We start from the raw sequence: 14,709 nt of genomic DNA, 5'->3' as shown, positions 1-14,709 counted from the left end.
AATGGCGGGCCTTTAGCCGGTATTGCAGGAGGAAGAATAACATGCAGGATGAAGAAATAATTGCCGGTAAACACTCCGTAACCGAGGCGCTCCGTTCCGGACGCACAATCAATAAAATTTGGGTTGCGGATAACGCTCAGAAACATTTGATTACGCCAATCATTGCTGAGGCAAGAAAACTTGGGATCGTGATTCAAAATGTGGATAAACGCAAGCTGGATCAGCTTGTCCCAGGGGTGCAGCACCAGGGTGTTGTGGCGCAGGCAGCTCCTTATGCCTATGCAGAAGTGGATGATCTTTTGAAGATCGCTGAAGACAAGGGTGAACCTCCGTTCCTGCTGATTCTTGACGAAATTGAAGATCCGCATAACCTTGGGTCGATATTGAGAACAGCAGATTGTACAGGAGTTCACGGGGTCATTTTGCCCAAACGACGGTCTGCCCAGATTACGGCGACGGTTTCTAAAACCTCTGCTGGCGCTGTTGAATACGTGCCGGTTGCGAGAGTTACGAATCTGGCACAAACAATAGAGCAGCTGAAAGAGATGGGCGTTTGGGTCGTCGGAACGGTTGTGGATGCCGTAGAAGAAATTTATGATACCCAGGTGTTTAACGGCCCGGTTGCCATCGTGATTGGTAATGAGAGCAAAGGCATGGGCAGACTGATTCGGGAAAAATGCGATGTTCTTGTTAAGCTCCCGATGGCTGGCCAGATCAACTCGCTGAATGCTTCGGTTGCTGCCGGTGTTATCATGTATGAAGTCCTCCGCCGCCGTCTCGAAGGTTAGAAAGAGATGGCCGATTGGCGGGATATACTGCTGGTCGATGGATATAACATGATCGGCGGATGGCCGTTTCTCGCGGAGCTCGCTAATATCGGCATGCAGGAGGCAAGGGATGCTCTTCTGGAGAAACTGGCAGATTACCAAGCTTTCTCGGGGCTTCGTGTCATTGCTATTTTTGACGCATACCGGGTACCCGGTTTGGGTAAATCTTTTACTCAAGGGAAGGTGCAGGTATATTTCACGAAGGAAAAAGAGACCGCTGATGAATGTATTGAACGGCTTGTTGTTGAGTTTAGCCACCGTAGGCGTAAAATTTATGTTGCGACGAGTGATCTGATGGAACAGCATATTATATTTGCGCTAGGTGCTTTTCGGATCTCTGCAAGAGAGCTGCTCAATCAAGTGGAGCAAAGCGAGAAGGAAATTGCCCAAAAAATTAAAGAGGACCAATCCAAGTCGACAAGGAACACCCTGGATAATAAACTAAGCCCCGATGTCCGTCTCATGTTTGAACGCTGGCGCCGCGAATAGGTTCAATTATTTGAATCCAGACGGGGAAAACCCTTACATTTCTTTTTTTTATTCACCCTGATGTGGTTGACGGTCTTATATACATCATATATACTTGACATATATTTCAAGCGAGTGGCGGGGTACCGTGCGTTCCGGGCCGGAGGGATTCTAATTGAGTGTCGACCTCAGAGAAATCATGATATCGGGGTATGATTTGATAAGTGATGAAGACATGGTTGAGGCGGTCCGTGAAGGTGACAGCGGGGCGCTTGAATATTTGATCAATAAGTACCGGAACTTTGTACGGGCTAAAGCCAGGTCTTACTTCTTGATAGGTGCAGACCGAGAAGATATCGTACAGGAAGGCATGATCGGACTTTATAAAGCGATTCGCGATTTCAAAGGGGACAAGCTCTCGTCGTTTAAGGCTTTTGCTGAGTTGTGCATAACGAGGCAGATCATCACGGCCATTAAGACTGCAACGAGACAGAAGCATATTCCGCTTAATTCCTATGTATCGCTGGACAAGCCGATTTATGACGAAGATTCAGACCGAACACTGCTTGATGTTATATGCGGTACGGCTGTATGTGATCCGGAAGAACTGTTGATTAACCAGGAAGAGTTTGTAGGATTGGAAGATAAGATGTCTGAGATCCTGAGCGATTTGGAACGGAAAGTTTTGATGCTTTATCTGGATGGACGTTCCTATCAAGAAATCGCGGTAGATTTAAGGCGTCATGTCAAATCTATTGATAATGCCCTCCAACGGGTAAAGCGTAAGCTTGAGCGGTATTTGGAGGTTAGGGATAATTAGAAAGATGCAATCGTTAAAGGCTCAGATCGAGCCTTTTTTTACTTCAATTCAATTTTTGTTGTTTCATTTATTCCAAGTATGAACATAATGGTAAGTAAATGCAGCTTGCTTTCAGAGAGAAAAAGGCTTGAAATGGCTTCAACCATGTGATAAAGTGTTTTAGGTAGGCCTAAATTCGCGTGTTTTTGAATGGGAACGTTGTTACAGCGATGGAACAACGGTTTTGTTCATCTCGCAGGAATTTCGACTGTCTGTTACAGGACACAACGGATTTTCTACTAGGATTAATATGGGTTCTTCTGATAAAGAAGGACGTCTTCGGGAGGTGCAAATCATGCGGGTAATTATCACTTTGGCTTGTACAAGCTGCAAACAAAGAAACTACACAACCACAAAGAACAAGCGAAATCACCCCGACCGCATGGAGATGAAGAAATTTTGCAAGTTCTGTAACGAGCAAACTCCTCATCGCGAAACCAGATAGTTTTTGGAGGTGTAGTCGGCGTGAAACGTAGTTTCAAGTCTCTGTTTTCCTTTTTCTCTGAAAGCTGGGCGGAACTTAAAAAAGTTCGCTGGCCCAATCGTAAAGAACTGACGAACTATACTCTCATCGTTATCGGCACCATTGCGTTTGTCACAATTTATTTTTGGGTTTTAGACATCGGCATTTCCGCTGTGATCGAAGCGATAATTTAGAAGGGTCCCAGGTGGCTTGATATGGAAAAAAGATGGTACGTAGTTCATACCTATTCAGGGTATGAGAATAAAGTCAAAGCCAATTTGGAAAAACGTGTCGAGTCCATGGGCATGGAGGATAAAATATTCCGCGTTCTTGTTCCTATGGAAGAAGAAATTGTAAACAAAGACGGTAAGAAAAAGACCGTTATGCGTAAAGTTTACCCGGGATATGTCTTGGTCGAAATGATTCAAACTGATGATTCTTGGTATGTTGTCCGCAATACGCCTGGAGTTACAGGTTTTGTTGGTTCGACAGGCTCCGGTTCAAAACCGACGCCTTTGCTTCCGGAAGAAGTGGAACAGATTCTGAAGCATATGGGCATGGATGAACCGAAACCGAAGATTGAATTCGAAATCAAAGAATCAGTTCGTATCAAGGTTGGTCCTTTTGCGAATTTCGTGGGCTCCGTGGAAGAGATTTTGGCTGAAAAGAGTAAGCTTAAGGTTCACGTCAACATGTTTGGGCGGGAAACCCCGCTGGAGTTGGATTATACTCAAGTGGAGAAGTTATAAATACTTCAGGTTTCTTGTGGTAGGACATGGGATGTCCGTTACCACTATTGATGCAAGGAGGTGTCTTACATGGCGAAGAAAATTATCAAAATGGTAAAACTGCAAATTCCTGCAGGTAAAGCGAACCCGGCTCCTCCAGTAGGTCCAGCATTGGGTCAAGCAGGTGTCAACATCATGGCATTCTGTAAAGAATTCAACGCTCGTACTGCTGATCAAGCTGGTTTGATCATTCCGGTTGAAATTTCGGTGTTTGAGGATCGTTCCTTTACATTCATCACCAAAACTCCACCGGCTGCTGTCCTGCTTCGTGTGGCTGCCAAGATCGAAAAAGGATCCGGCGAACCAAACAAGAAGAAAGTGGCAACTGTTAAACGTGATGCGGTTCGTCAAATCGCAGAACAAAAAATGCCTGACTTGAACGCTGCATCTGTTGAAGCTGCAATGTTGATGGTTGAAGGTACTGCTCGTAGTATGGGTATCACAATCGAAGACTAATCGTCTTTCGGTAAACCGGATCAGATCCGGAACATGTGGGAGGAATTTCCGCTAAAACCACAAAGGAGGATAAACAATCATGGCTAAACACGGTAAAAAATACCTTGAAGCTGCTAAGCTGATTGACAGCGAAGCAACTTATGAGCCTTCAGAAGCCGTTGAACTGGTGAAGAAGGCAGCTGTTGCCAAATTCGACGAAACTGTTGAAGTGGCTGTACGTTTGGGTGTAGACCCTCGTAAACAAGACCAGGCTGTTCGTGGTGTAGTAGTTCTGCCTCACGGTACAGGTAAAACGCAACGCGTTCTGGTATTTGCAAAAGGTGAAAAAGCGAAGGAAGCCGAAGCGGCTGGCGCTGATTTTGTTGGGGATCAAGACATGATCAACAAAATTCAACAGGGCTGGTTCGAATTCGACGTCTGCGTAGCAACACCTGATATGATGAGTGAAGTCGGTAAATTGGGCCGTCTGCTCGGTGGTAAAGGTCTGATGCCTAACCCTAAAGCTGGAACGGTTACATTCGATGTTTCCAAGGCTGTTCAAGAAATTAAAGCTGGTAAAATCGAATACCGTCTTGACAAAGCAGGTCAAATCCACGCGCCAATCGGTAAAGCGTCCTTTGATGCAGCTAAGCTTAATGAGAACCTTAAGGCTCTCTTGGATGCATTGAACCGCGCGAAGCCAGCTGCTGCTAAAGGTGTATACCTTAAAGGCATCGCTGTATCTTCGACAATGGGACCTAGCGTTCGCGTGAACACAGCTGCTTACAAATAATATTTACCATTGACTTGCTTGTCTTGGTTTGATATTATATAACAGTTGTGAGTCCTAGTGACTGACCATTAAAGTTGAATATGCTTACCGTAGACAGTAGGTGCCGTTAGCTGGCTTAATTTCCTACCGAGGTGTTATGATAGAACGTCAGCAGTATGTTCGGGTGACCAGCATAATGATGATCCATCAGGCCTTCGTGATTCTACGGAGGCTTTTTTAGTGCCCGTAGGATGGTGGCCCTTGAGGTCCCAGCTAACCATACAATCAGGAGGTGTAGACATTGGCAAACGTAAAAGTGATTCAAGCTAAACAAGAAGCGGTTGACGTTATTACTTCTAAGTTTCGCGAAAGTGCGACAACTGTTGTAGCTGACTATCGTGGATTGAACGTTGCTCAAGTAACTGAACTGCGTAAGCAGCTTCGTGAAGCTGGCATCGAATTTCAAGTATTGAAAAACTCCCTGCTTCGCCGTGCAACAGCAGCTGCAGAGCTGACTGAGCTGGATGAAGTGTTGACGGGTCCAACGGCTGTAGCTTTCAGTACTGAGGATGTTGTCGCTCCTGCGAAAATCTTGAATGATTTCGCTAAGAAGAACGACGCTCTGAAACTGAAAGGCGCAGTAGTAGAAGGCCGTGTTGTTGGAGAGGACGAAATTAAGGCGCTTGCGGAACTTCCGTCCCGCGAAGGTCTCTTGTCCATGCTCCTCAGCGTGCTTCAAGCTCCAGTGCGGAACTTCGCGCTTGCAGTTAAAGCAGTTGCTGAAAAAGAAGAACAAGGCGCATAAGCAACTTTTTCGTCAAGCAGTATAAAACAATAAAATTCTAAATATAAAATGGAGGTTCAACCCAAATGAGCAAAGAGCAAATCTTGGAAGCAATCAAAGGCATGTCCGTTCTGGAACTGAACGATCTCGTTAAAGCAATCGAAGAAGAATTCGGCGTAACTGCTGCAGCTCCAGTAGCTGTTGCAGGTGCAGGCGCTGGCGCAGCTGCAGAAGCTGAGCAAACTGAATTCGACGTAATCCTGAATGGTGCAGGCGCGTCCAAAATCAACGTTATCAAAGTTGTTCGCGAAATCACTGGCCTCGGCTTGAAAGAAGCGAAAGAACTCGTTGACAACGCTCCAAAACCATTGAAAGAAAAAGTTTCTAAAGAAGAAGCTGAAGCTGTTAAAGCTAAATTGGAAGAAGCAGGCGCATCCGTAGAAGTTAAGTAATTTCTTCTATACTGCAGCAAGAAACAAACCCCTTGAATATTTGTTCAAGGGGTTTGTTATTGTAATGGACTGATTTTTGGGCAAGACGGTTATACTAGAGTTAGAGGATACTAGTAATGGTTATTGCATATATGAAAAGGAATATGCTATGTGGAGGTTGGTATGCCGAATCAGCATTATTATTCTAACCAGCCGGTGACCGAACATGACAGACGGAAACTAGAAACTGTGCTGCGTGGCAGCAAGTTTACGTTCATAAGTGATTCGGGCGTCTTTTCAAAAGGCGGTGTGGATTACGGAAGTAAGGTATTGATTGAAGCACTGGAGATCCCAAGCCGGTCTCATGTGCTGGATGTCGGCTGCGGTTATGGACCCATAGGGCTTTCGGCTGCAAGGCTGGCTAACGAAGGTCATGTAACGATGATCGATATAAACAGCCGGGCGATAGAATTAGCTAAGGAAAATGCGGAGTTAAATGGGATCAGCAATGTGACCATTGTGGAAAGTGACTTGTTTGCAGCGGTGCAGGGCCAGCAATTTGATATCGTTATTAGCAACCCGCCTATACGGGCAGGGAAGGAAACGGTACACAAAATTTTTGAGCAGGCATATGAACACTTAAAAGATGGCGGAGAGTTGTGGATTGTTATACAAAAAAAACAAGGATCTCCATCGGCCAAGGCCAAGTTGGAAAGCTTGTTCTCACGTGTAGAGGAAGTAACGAAGGATAAAGGATATCGCATATTTAAAGCGGTAAAAACTTCATCTCAAAAAAGTGAATAGGCTGTTGACTCGGATTTCTGGATGTGTTATTATTATAAAATGTCAGTATTAGGATGGTCTCCTTGTCTTTAGTTTGCTGAAATGTCAAGGCTTAATGTGGGAAACGTTGCATAAAGTCAGTCATGTTGACGTATAATATGTACATTTTGGGCAAATCTACTGGATATGAGAGGAGTATCATAACCATGGATAAGCTGCTCTTTTTTCGAAAGATATTCGATAAGGGCTTTTCTCTATTTATGGGAGTTTCCTCTGTACGTACCATTATAGTGTTACAAACAGAGGTTCGCAATGAATTTTTTAAAAGTGAGTAGACATGAGGGGTGAGTTTAAGTTGGCAGGACATCTTGTTCAATATGGTCGACGCACTCGGCGAAGTTATGCACGTATTAAAGAGGTACTCGAAGTTCCGAACCTGATTGAAATCCAACAAAAATCTTATGAGTGGTTTTTGGAGGAAGGACTCCGCGAAATGTTCCAAGACATCTCGCCGATCCAGGATTTCACAGGGAATTTAGTGCTGGAGTTTATTGACTACAGCCTTGGGGAACCGAAATACACCGTCGATGACGCGAAAGAACGCGACGTAACTTATGCGGCGCCGCTCCGTGTAAAGGTCCGTCTCATTAACAAGGAGACCGGAGAAGTCAAGGAGCAAGAAGTGTTCATGGGAGACTTTCCGTTAATGACGGAAACCGGAACATTTATTATCAATGGTGCCGAACGGGTCATTGTCAGCCAGTTGGTTCGCTCTCCCAGCGTCTATTTCAGCACTAAAGTGGATAAAAACGGCAAGAAAACATACACTGCTACCGTTATTCCAAACCGTGGCGCGTGGTTGGAGCTGGAGACGGATGCTAAGGATATTGTATATGTGCGGATCGACCGTACGCGTAAAATACCTGTAACCGTATTGCTGCGTGCACTTGGTTTTGGTACAGATGCAGAAATTTTAGAACTGCTGGGCGATGACGAATATATTCGTAATACCCTGGATAAGGACAATACAGACTCAACGGAAAAGGCGCTTATTGAAATTTATGAACGCCTTCGTCCAGGTGAGCCGCCGACTTTGGATAACGCGAAAAGCCTTTTGGTTGCTCGTTTCTTTGATCCGAAGCGTTATGATCTGGCGAACGTGGGTCGCTATAAGATCAATAAGAAGCTTCATATTAAGAACCGTCTCTTTAACCAGCGTTTGGCTGAGAGTCTGATTGATATGGAGACTGGGGAGATCGTTGCGGAAGCAGGCCAGACTGTGGACCGCCGTCTTTTGGACGAGATCATGCCTTACCTTGAGAAGAGCGTTGGCTTCAAAACTCATCATGTAGTTGGCGGCGTTCAGGATAGTGAGGATATCACGCTCCAGACGATTGATGTGTTCTCACCGATTGAGGACGGTAAAGTTGTTAAGGTTATCGCTAATGGTAACATTGATAAATCCGTGAAGCATATTACGCAGGCGGACATTATTTCGTCCATCAGCTATTTCATTGATTTGCTGCATGGCATCGGAGATACAGATGATATTGACCACCTGGGTAACCGTCGTCTGCGTTCTGTGGGCGAGCTTCTGCAGAACCAGTTCCGTATTGGTCTTTCCCGTATGGAACGCGTTGTGCGTGAGAGAATGTCGATTCAGGATGCGAGCGTAATTACACCGCAAGCTCTGATCAATATTCGCCCTGTAATTGCATCGATTAAAGAATTCTTCGGCAGCTCTCAGTTGTCACAGTTTATGGACCAAACCAATCCACTTGCTGAATTGACGCACAAGCGTCGTCTGTCCGCTCTCGGACCTGGTGGTTTGACGCGTGAGCGCGCGGGCTTTGAAGTTCGAGACGTTCACCACAGTCACTATGGTCGCATGTGTCCGATCGAGACGCCAGAGGGTCCGAACATCGGTCTCATCAACTCCTTGTCGACATTTGCCCGTATTAATGAATACGGCTTTATCGAAGCGCCTTATCGCTGGGTTGATCCGAAGACGGGTCAGGTAACGGATCAGATTGATTATCTGACGGCTGACGAGGAAGACAATTACGTGGTAGCACAGGCGAACGCGGCGTTAACTGAGGATGGCAAGTTTGCGGACGATATGGTTATTGTTCGTTATAACAAACAGGCTGATAACATTTTGCCTATGCCTAAAGACCGTGTGGATTACATGGACGTTTCGCCTAAACAGGTGGTTTCCGTCGCTACGGCTCTGATTCCGTTCCTTGAGAACGATGACTCGAACCGTGCACTGATGGGATCCAACATGCAGCGTCAGGCTGTTCCGCTTCTTATCCCTAAAGCGCCTCTGGTAGGTACAGGGATGGAGCATAAGTCTGCGAAAGATTCCGGTGTATGTATTGTATCCAAACACGACGGAATTATTGAGCGTTCAACTGCTAATGAAATCTGGCTCCGCCGCATAGAAACTGTGGACGGTCAAGAAGTCAAAGGCGATCTTGTTAAACATAAATTACACAAATTTATGCGTTCGAACCAAGGAACATGCATCAACCAGCGTCCAATCGTTAAGCGTGGCGATGTAATTAAGAAGGGTGACATCCTTGCTGATGGTCCTTCCACGGAAATGGGCGAATTGGCACTGGGACGTAACGTTGTCGTAGCGTTTATGACCTGGGAAGGTTATAACTACGAGGATGCGATCCTTCTTTCCGAGAAGCTCGTTAAAGAGGATGTGTACACTTCAATTCACATTGAGGAGTATGAATCCGAGGCGCGTGATACGAAGCTCGGACCTGAAGAAATCACACGTGATATTCCGAATGTCGGCGAAGAGGCGCTCAAGAACTTGGATGAGCGCGGTATAATCCGCATCGGTGCTGAAATCAGTGCTGGAGATATTCTGGTTGGTAAGGTAACGCCTAAGGGTGTAACTGAGCTTACAGCAGAAGAGCGTCTCCTGCATGCAATCTTCGGTGAGAAAGCACGTGAAGTGCGTGATACTTCCCTGCGTGTTCCTCATGGTAGTGATGGTATTATCGTTGATGTGAAGGTGTTTACACGTGAGAACGGTGACGAATTGCCACCGGGCGTTAACCAGCTGGTTCGTGTATACATCGCTCAGAAGCGTAAAATTTCTGAAGGTGACAAAATGGCCGGACGTCACGGTAACAAAGGTGTCGTTGCCCGTATTTTGCCGGAAGAAGACATGCCGTTCCTGCCGGATGGCACACCGGTGCAGGTTGTTCTTAACCCGCTCGGCGTACCTTCACGGATGAACATCGGTCAGGTTCTGGAAGTTCACTTGGGTATGGCTGCGTTGCAGCTCGGTATCCATGTGGCCACCCCTGTATTTGATGGAGCAAGTGAATATGACGTGTTTGATACGATGGAAGAAGCAGGCATGCAGCGCAATGGTAAGACTATTCTGTATGATGGCCGTACCGGTGAACGCTTCGAGCGTGAAGTTACCGTTGGTGTCATGCACATGATCAAGCTGGCGCACATGGTTGACGATAAAATCCATGCCCGTTCCACAGGCCCTTACTCTCTCGTTACACAGCAGCCGCTCGGTGGTAAAGCACAGTTCGGTGGACAGCGTTTCGGTGAGATGGAGGTTTGGGCGCTTGAAGCATATGGTGCCGCATATACACTGCAAGAAATTCTTACCGTGAAGTCCGATGACGTGGTGGGCCGGGTGAAAACCTACGAATCCATCGTTAAGGGCGAGAATGTTCCGGAACCAGGTGTTCCTGAATCATTCAAGGTATTAATTAAAGAGCTCCAGTCTCTCGGTATGGATGTTAAGATCCTTAGCGAGAACGAGGAGGAAATCGAGATGAAAGAACTCGATGATGAAGATGATACAGCAGGCGATAAGTTGAGCCTTAACTTGGAAGGCACTGAAGTCGGAGTGGAATAACGGTCATTTATCACCCCGCCGGTCAATAGCCGGCGGCGGTGTTTTGATTGGAAGCACATAATTAGGACTAGGTTGAGGAGGGTTGCTCCTTGTTGGACGTTAACAATTTTGAGTACATGAAAATCGGTCTTGCTTCCCCGGAGAAGATTCGTTCTTGGTCTCGTGGAGAAGTAAAGAAACCGGAAACGATTAACTACCGTACATTGAAGCCTGAGAAGGAAGGTCTTTTCTGCGAACGTATTTTTGGACCGCAAAAAGACTGGGAGTGCCATTGTGGTAAATACAAACGCGTTCGTTATAAAGGCGTAGTCTGCGATCGATGCGGTGTTGAAGTAACACGGGCTAAGGTACGCCGTGAACGTATGGGTCACATTGAACTTGCTGCTCCTGTTTCCCATATCTGGTACTTCAAAGGTATTCCAAGCCGTATGGGTCTGGCATTGGATATGTCTCCAAGATCCTTGGAAGAGATTATTTATTTTGCATCTTATGTTGTGACGGATCCAGGAGATACGCCGCTTGAGAAGAAACAGCTGTTGTCTGAAAAAGAATACCGCAGCTACCGTGAAAAGTACGGATACGGATTCCAAGCTGGCATGGGTGCTGAAGCTGTGAAAAAGCTTCTTCAAGATCTGGATATCGAGAAAGAACTCGAATTCCTGAAAGAAGAATTGCGCACAGCTCAAGGACAACGCCGTAACCGTGCGATCAAACGTCTGGAAGTGGTTGAGGCGTTCCGCAACTCTGGCAACAAACCGGAGTGGATGGTTATGGATGTTCTTCCTGTCATTCCTCCAGAACTGCGTCCAATGGTTCAATTGGACGGTGGACGTTTTGCGACATCTGACTTGAATGATCTGTATCGTCGCGTAATTAACCGGAACAACCGTCTTAAAAGACTGCTTGACCTCGGTGCGCCAGACATTATCGTACAGAACGAAAAACGGATGCTTCAGGAAGCTGTTGACGCTCTGATCGACAACGGCCGCCGTGGACGTCCTGTTACAGGACCGGGTAACCGTCCTTTGAAATCCCTCAGCCATATGCTGAAAGGTAAACAAGGTCGTTTCCGTCAGAACCTGCTCGGTAAACGGGTTGACTACTCTGGTCGTTCCGTTATCGTTGTAGGTCCTTATCTGAAAATGTATCAGTGCGGTTTGCCTAAGAAAATGGCACTGGAACTGTTTAAACCTTTTGTTATGAAAGAACTGGTCAATAAAGGCCTTGCTCATAATATCAAGAGTGCAAAACGTAAAGTGGAACGCGTAAGCCCGGAAGTATGGGATGTGCTTGAAGAGGTTATTAAAGAGCATCCGGTTCTTCTGAACCGTGCCCCTACACTCCACAGACTCGGTATTCAAGCATTTGAACCGATCCTGGTAGAAGGCCATGCGATCCGCCTTCACCCGCTTGTATGTACAGCTTATAACGCTGACTTTGACGGTGACCAAATGGCCGTTCACGTTCCGTTGTCTGCTGAAGCACAGGCGGAAGCACGTCTCCTGATGCTTGCATCGGGTAATATTTTGAACCCTAAAGACGGTAAGCCAGTCGTTACCCCATCTCAGGATATGGTTCTTGGTTCCTTCTATCTGACCATGGATAACAAGGAAGAAAAGGGAACAGGCATGATCCTGGGTAATGTGAACGAAGCGGTGTCCGCGTACCAGCGTGGAGTAGCAGGATTGCATGCGCGTGTAGCGATTCCTGTAAAAGCACTGGGTAAGACAGTCTTTACGGAAGAACAGCAAAAAGCAATGCTGGTTACTACGATTGGTCGGATTATCTTTAACGAGATTTTCCCTGCAAGCTTCCCTTACATTAACGAAGCGACACGTGTGAACCTCTTCCAGGGCACGCCGGAGAAATACTTCGTTTATGAAAAAGGTGCAAACATCCAGGAAGTGATTCAAAGTCTTCCGATCAGCGGTGCAGTTGGTAAAGAGTACTTGGGTCAAATTATTGCACGCTGCTTCGAGATTTATCACACAACCGAAACATCCGTCATTCTTGACAAAATCAAGCAGCTCGGCTTTACGTATTCCACACGTGCTGGTGTAACGGTTGCCGTGTCTGACGTTATTGTTCCTCCTGAAAAGGCAGGAATTCTTAAAGAGTCCGACGAGAAGGTTAGGGTTGTAACGAACCAGTACCGTCGTGGATTGATCACTAACGAAGAACGCTATGACCGTGTTATCGACATTTGGTCTAAAGCGAAGGATGATCTTACAGATGTCCTCATGAAATCGATGGACCGCTTTAACTCCATCATGCTCATGGTTGACTCTAAAGCGCGGGGTAACAAATCTCAGATTACTCAGCTTGGCGGTATGCGCGGTCTGATGGCCAACCCGTCCGGTCGAATTATCGAGATGCCTATCAAATCGAACTTCCGTGAAGGTCTGACGGTACTCGAGTACTTCTTGTCAACACACGGTGCACGTAAAGGTCTCGCCGATACAGCACTTCGTACAGCTGACTCAGGTTACTTGACTCGTCGTCTGGTTGACGTGGCACAGGATGTTATCGTACGTGAAGATGAGTGTAGTACAGATAAAGGCTTTACCGTTAGCCGTATTCAAGACGGTAAAGAGGTTATTGAGGATCTCTACGACCGTATTGAAGGACGTTATGCATTCGAGACTGTCCGTCATCCGGAGACTAAAGAGATTATCGTTAACCGTAACGAATTGATCGATTCTGACAAAGCTGACGAAATCGTTAAAGCTGGTATCGAGAAGCTGCAAATCCGTTCCATTCTCAGCTGCCGTGCGCGTTACGGTGTCTGCAAGAAGTGTTATGGACGTAACCTGGCAACAGGTAAGTTTGTCGAAATCGGGGAAGCGGTTGGTATTATCGCTGCTCAATCGATCGGTGAACCGGGAACACAGCTCACGATGCGTACGTTCCATACCGGGGGCGTTGCGGGTGATGACATCACCCAAGGTTTGCCGCGTATCCAGGAGCTCTTTGAGGCTCGTAATCCTAAAGGTCAAGCAACGATCAGTGAGATTGACGGTGTCGTTAAAGAGATCCGTGAAACGAAAGATCGTCGTGAAATTGAAATCCAGGGCGAAGCAGAAACTAAAACGTATGCTGTTACGTATGGCTCCCGTCTGCGCGTAAGCGAAGGCAAGCACATCGAAGCCGGGGATGAATTGACTGACGGTTCTATCGACCCTAAAGAAATGCTTCGCATCAAGGGTATTCGTGGCGTACAGAACTACATCCTTCAGGAAGTACAGCGCGTTTACCGTAACCAGGGTGTAGAAATTAACGATAAACACGTTGAGGTTATGATTCGTCAGATGCTCCGTAAGATTCGTATCGTCGATGCAGGGGATACAAGTCTGCTTCCAGGTTCTTTCGTGGATATTCACGAGTACGAATCTGCTAACAAAGAAGCAATCCTTTCCGGCAAAGAGCCAGCAGTGGCTAAGCCGGTTCTGCTCGGTATTACAAAAGCATCCCTTGAAACGGATTCATTCCTTTCTGCGGCCTCCTTCCAGGAGACAACTCGCGTATTGACTGACGCTGCTATTAAAGGTAAGGTCGATCAATTGCTAGGTCTGAAAGAGAATGTAATTATCGGTAAGCTGATCCCTGCAGGTACAGGTATGAACCGTTACCGTAATGTGAAGTTTGAAGGCCAGGATGATGCAAATGGTGAGAATCAGGAACTAGAAACTGCTAACGTAGAGTAACGAAGAAGGATAGGGATACAGAGAGTTAGTGTGGCGATATTCGACAGCTGGCTCTCTCCCATATTTCTTTTTGTAACTGCATAATTTGCTTGACATCATTAAAGGCAGATGCTAATATAGCAAAGGTGCGTGAGTAGTAGCTTTATCCCTGTTCTTTTGGAGGAATTTCCAATGTCTAATGATAAAGGATTACAGGATGCTCATGTTAAAATTGGCACCAAACAAACAATGAAGGCCGTTGAAACCGGTCAGGCCGCTGAGGTTTATGTGGCTGAGGATTGCGACCAGCGTTTGACTTCCCAAATCGTAAACCTGTGTGGAAAGCACGGTGTAGATATTACGTATGTGCCTACAATGAGAGCACTCGGAGAGGCATGCGGCATCGAAGTCGGTGCAGCAATGGTAGCAGTCTTAAAACAATGAGTTCGAACTGTTTTTGTTGGAGGAGGCTCCTTCTCTCGGCAAAAACTTTTCATTTGTCTTTTTATGAACCG

General features: G+C 46.3%; 14 protein-coding genes and 1 other annotated feature. All 14 genes read left to right on the top strand.

All coding sequences use genetic code 11. The features are described from left to right. Positions 1 to 41 precede the first annotated feature (41 nt). The 14 genes from rlmB to BN1234_RS07640 all read left to right on the top strand — a co-directional run bounded on the left by rlmB (position 42) and on the right by BN1234_RS07640 (position 14,638). A complete protein-coding gene (gene rlmB, locus BN1234_RS07700) occupies positions 42 to 788 on the top strand; it encodes a 23S rRNA (guanosine(2251)-2'-O)-methyltransferase RlmB (RefSeq protein WP_054956080.1) in 747 nt (248 codons plus the stop codon). 6 nt (positions 789 to 794) lie between these two features. Beyond that, positions 795 to 1,316 carry an NYN domain-containing protein gene (locus BN1234_RS07695; protein ID WP_054956079.1) on the top strand — a complete coding sequence of 174 codons (522 nt, stop codon included), beginning with the start codon at positions 795 to 797 and terminating at the stop codon, positions 1,314 to 1,316. A 154-nt stretch (positions 1,317 to 1,470) separates the two neighbouring features. Beyond that, positions 1,471 to 2,115, top strand: coding sequence for an RNA polymerase sporulation sigma factor SigH (gene sigH / locus BN1234_RS07690; RefSeq protein ID WP_054956078.1), 645 nt, complete (start codon positions 1,471 to 1,473; stop codon positions 2,113 to 2,115). A 334-nt stretch (positions 2,116 to 2,449) separates the two neighbouring features. Continuing rightward, positions 2,450 to 2,599, top strand: coding sequence for a 50S ribosomal protein L33 (rpmG, locus tag BN1234_RS21825; protein WP_006212941.1), 150 nt, complete (start codon positions 2,450 to 2,452; stop codon positions 2,597 to 2,599). A gap of 20 nt (positions 2,600 to 2,619) precedes the next feature. Next, a complete protein-coding gene (gene secE, locus BN1234_RS07685) occupies positions 2,620 to 2,811 on the top strand; it encodes a preprotein translocase subunit SecE (RefSeq protein WP_013312170.1) in 192 nt (63 codons plus the stop codon). 21 nt (positions 2,812 to 2,832) lie between these two features. Then, positions 2,833 to 3,366, top strand: coding sequence for a transcription termination/antitermination protein NusG (nusG, locus tag BN1234_RS07680; protein ID WP_054956077.1), 534 nt, complete (start codon positions 2,833 to 2,835; stop codon positions 3,364 to 3,366). A 69-nt stretch (positions 3,367 to 3,435) separates the two neighbouring features. Beyond that, on the top strand, positions 3,436 to 3,861 hold the full coding sequence (gene rplK / locus BN1234_RS07675; protein WP_054956076.1) for a 50S ribosomal protein L11: 426 nt from the start codon (positions 3,436 to 3,438) through the stop codon (positions 3,859 to 3,861). Positions 3,862 to 3,940: 79 nt separating this feature from the next. Then, positions 3,941 to 4,633, top strand: a complete 693-nt coding sequence (gene rplA, locus BN1234_RS07670) for a 50S ribosomal protein L1 (RefSeq protein ID WP_054956075.1) — start codon at positions 3,941 to 3,943, stop codon at positions 4,631 to 4,633. A gap of 69 nt (positions 4,634 to 4,702) precedes the next feature. After that, positions 4,703 to 4,860, top strand: a sequence feature (ribosomal protein L10 leader region). 53 nt (positions 4,861 to 4,913) lie between these two features. Continuing rightward, on the top strand, positions 4,914 to 5,417 hold the full coding sequence (gene rplJ / locus BN1234_RS07665) for a 50S ribosomal protein L10 (protein ID WP_054956074.1): 504 nt from the start codon (positions 4,914 to 4,916) through the stop codon (positions 5,415 to 5,417). A 65-nt stretch (positions 5,418 to 5,482) separates the two neighbouring features. Then, positions 5,483 to 5,848 carry a 50S ribosomal protein L7/L12 gene (rplL, locus tag BN1234_RS07660; protein WP_054956073.1) on the top strand — a complete coding sequence of 122 codons (366 nt, stop codon included), beginning with the start codon at positions 5,483 to 5,485 and terminating at the stop codon, positions 5,846 to 5,848. Positions 5,849 to 6,010: 162 nt separating this feature from the next. Then, a complete protein-coding gene (locus BN1234_RS07655; protein ID WP_054956072.1) occupies positions 6,011 to 6,631 on the top strand; it encodes a class I SAM-dependent methyltransferase in 621 nt (206 codons plus the stop codon). A gap of 334 nt (positions 6,632 to 6,965) precedes the next feature. Continuing rightward, positions 6,966 to 10,511, top strand: coding sequence for a DNA-directed RNA polymerase subunit beta (gene rpoB / locus BN1234_RS07650; protein ID WP_054956071.1), 3,546 nt, complete (start codon positions 6,966 to 6,968; stop codon positions 10,509 to 10,511). Between the two features lie 89 nt (positions 10,512 to 10,600). Then, positions 10,601 to 14,215, top strand: a complete 3,615-nt coding sequence (gene rpoC, locus BN1234_RS07645) for a DNA-directed RNA polymerase subunit beta' (protein WP_054956070.1) — start codon at positions 10,601 to 10,603, stop codon at positions 14,213 to 14,215. Positions 14,216 to 14,386: 171 nt separating this feature from the next. Next, positions 14,387 to 14,638: a ribosomal L7Ae/L30e/S12e/Gadd45 family protein gene (locus BN1234_RS07640; RefSeq protein ID WP_054956069.1), complete on the top strand. Its 252-nt coding sequence runs from the start codon at positions 14,387 to 14,389 to the stop codon at positions 14,636 to 14,638. The last annotated feature ends 71 nt before the right edge of the window (positions 14,639 to 14,709 follow it).

Source organism: Paenibacillus dakarensis (assembly GCF_001373415.1).
In the GTDB taxonomy this organism is placed as follows: Bacteria; Bacillota; Bacilli; order Paenibacillales; family Paenibacillaceae; genus Paenibacillus_AQ; species Paenibacillus_AQ dakarensis.
The sequence above is the reverse complement of the archived record's forward strand: the minus strand, read 5'-3'. Positions and strand labels throughout refer to the sequence as shown.

Excerpts from the sequence above, each read along its gene's own strand:
- rlmB (WP_054956080.1), top strand. The coding sequence starts at position 42 with ATGCAGGATGAAGAAATAATTGCCGGTAAACACTCCGTAACCGAGGCG.
- BN1234_RS07695 (WP_054956079.1), top strand. The coding sequence starts at position 795 with ATGGCCGATTGGCGGGATATACTGCTGGTCGATGGATATAACATGATC.
- rpmG (WP_006212941.1), top strand. The coding sequence starts at position 2,450 with ATGCGGGTAATTATCACTTTGGCTTGTACAAGCTGCAAACAAAGAAAC.
- nusG (WP_054956077.1), top strand. The coding sequence starts at position 2,833 with ATGGAAAAAAGATGGTACGTAGTTCATACCTATTCAGGGTATGAGAAT.
- rplK (WP_054956076.1), top strand. The coding sequence starts at position 3,436 with ATGGCGAAGAAAATTATCAAAATGGTAAAACTGCAAATTCCTGCAGGT.
- rplA (WP_054956075.1), top strand. The coding sequence starts at position 3,941 with ATGGCTAAACACGGTAAAAAATACCTTGAAGCTGCTAAGCTGATTGAC.
- rplL (WP_054956073.1), top strand. The coding sequence starts at position 5,483 with ATGAGCAAAGAGCAAATCTTGGAAGCAATCAAAGGCATGTCCGTTCTG.
- BN1234_RS07655 (WP_054956072.1), top strand. The coding sequence starts at position 6,011 with ATGCCGAATCAGCATTATTATTCTAACCAGCCGGTGACCGAACATGAC.
- BN1234_RS07640 (WP_054956069.1), top strand. The coding sequence starts at position 14,387 with ATGTCTAATGATAAAGGATTACAGGATGCTCATGTTAAAATTGGCACC.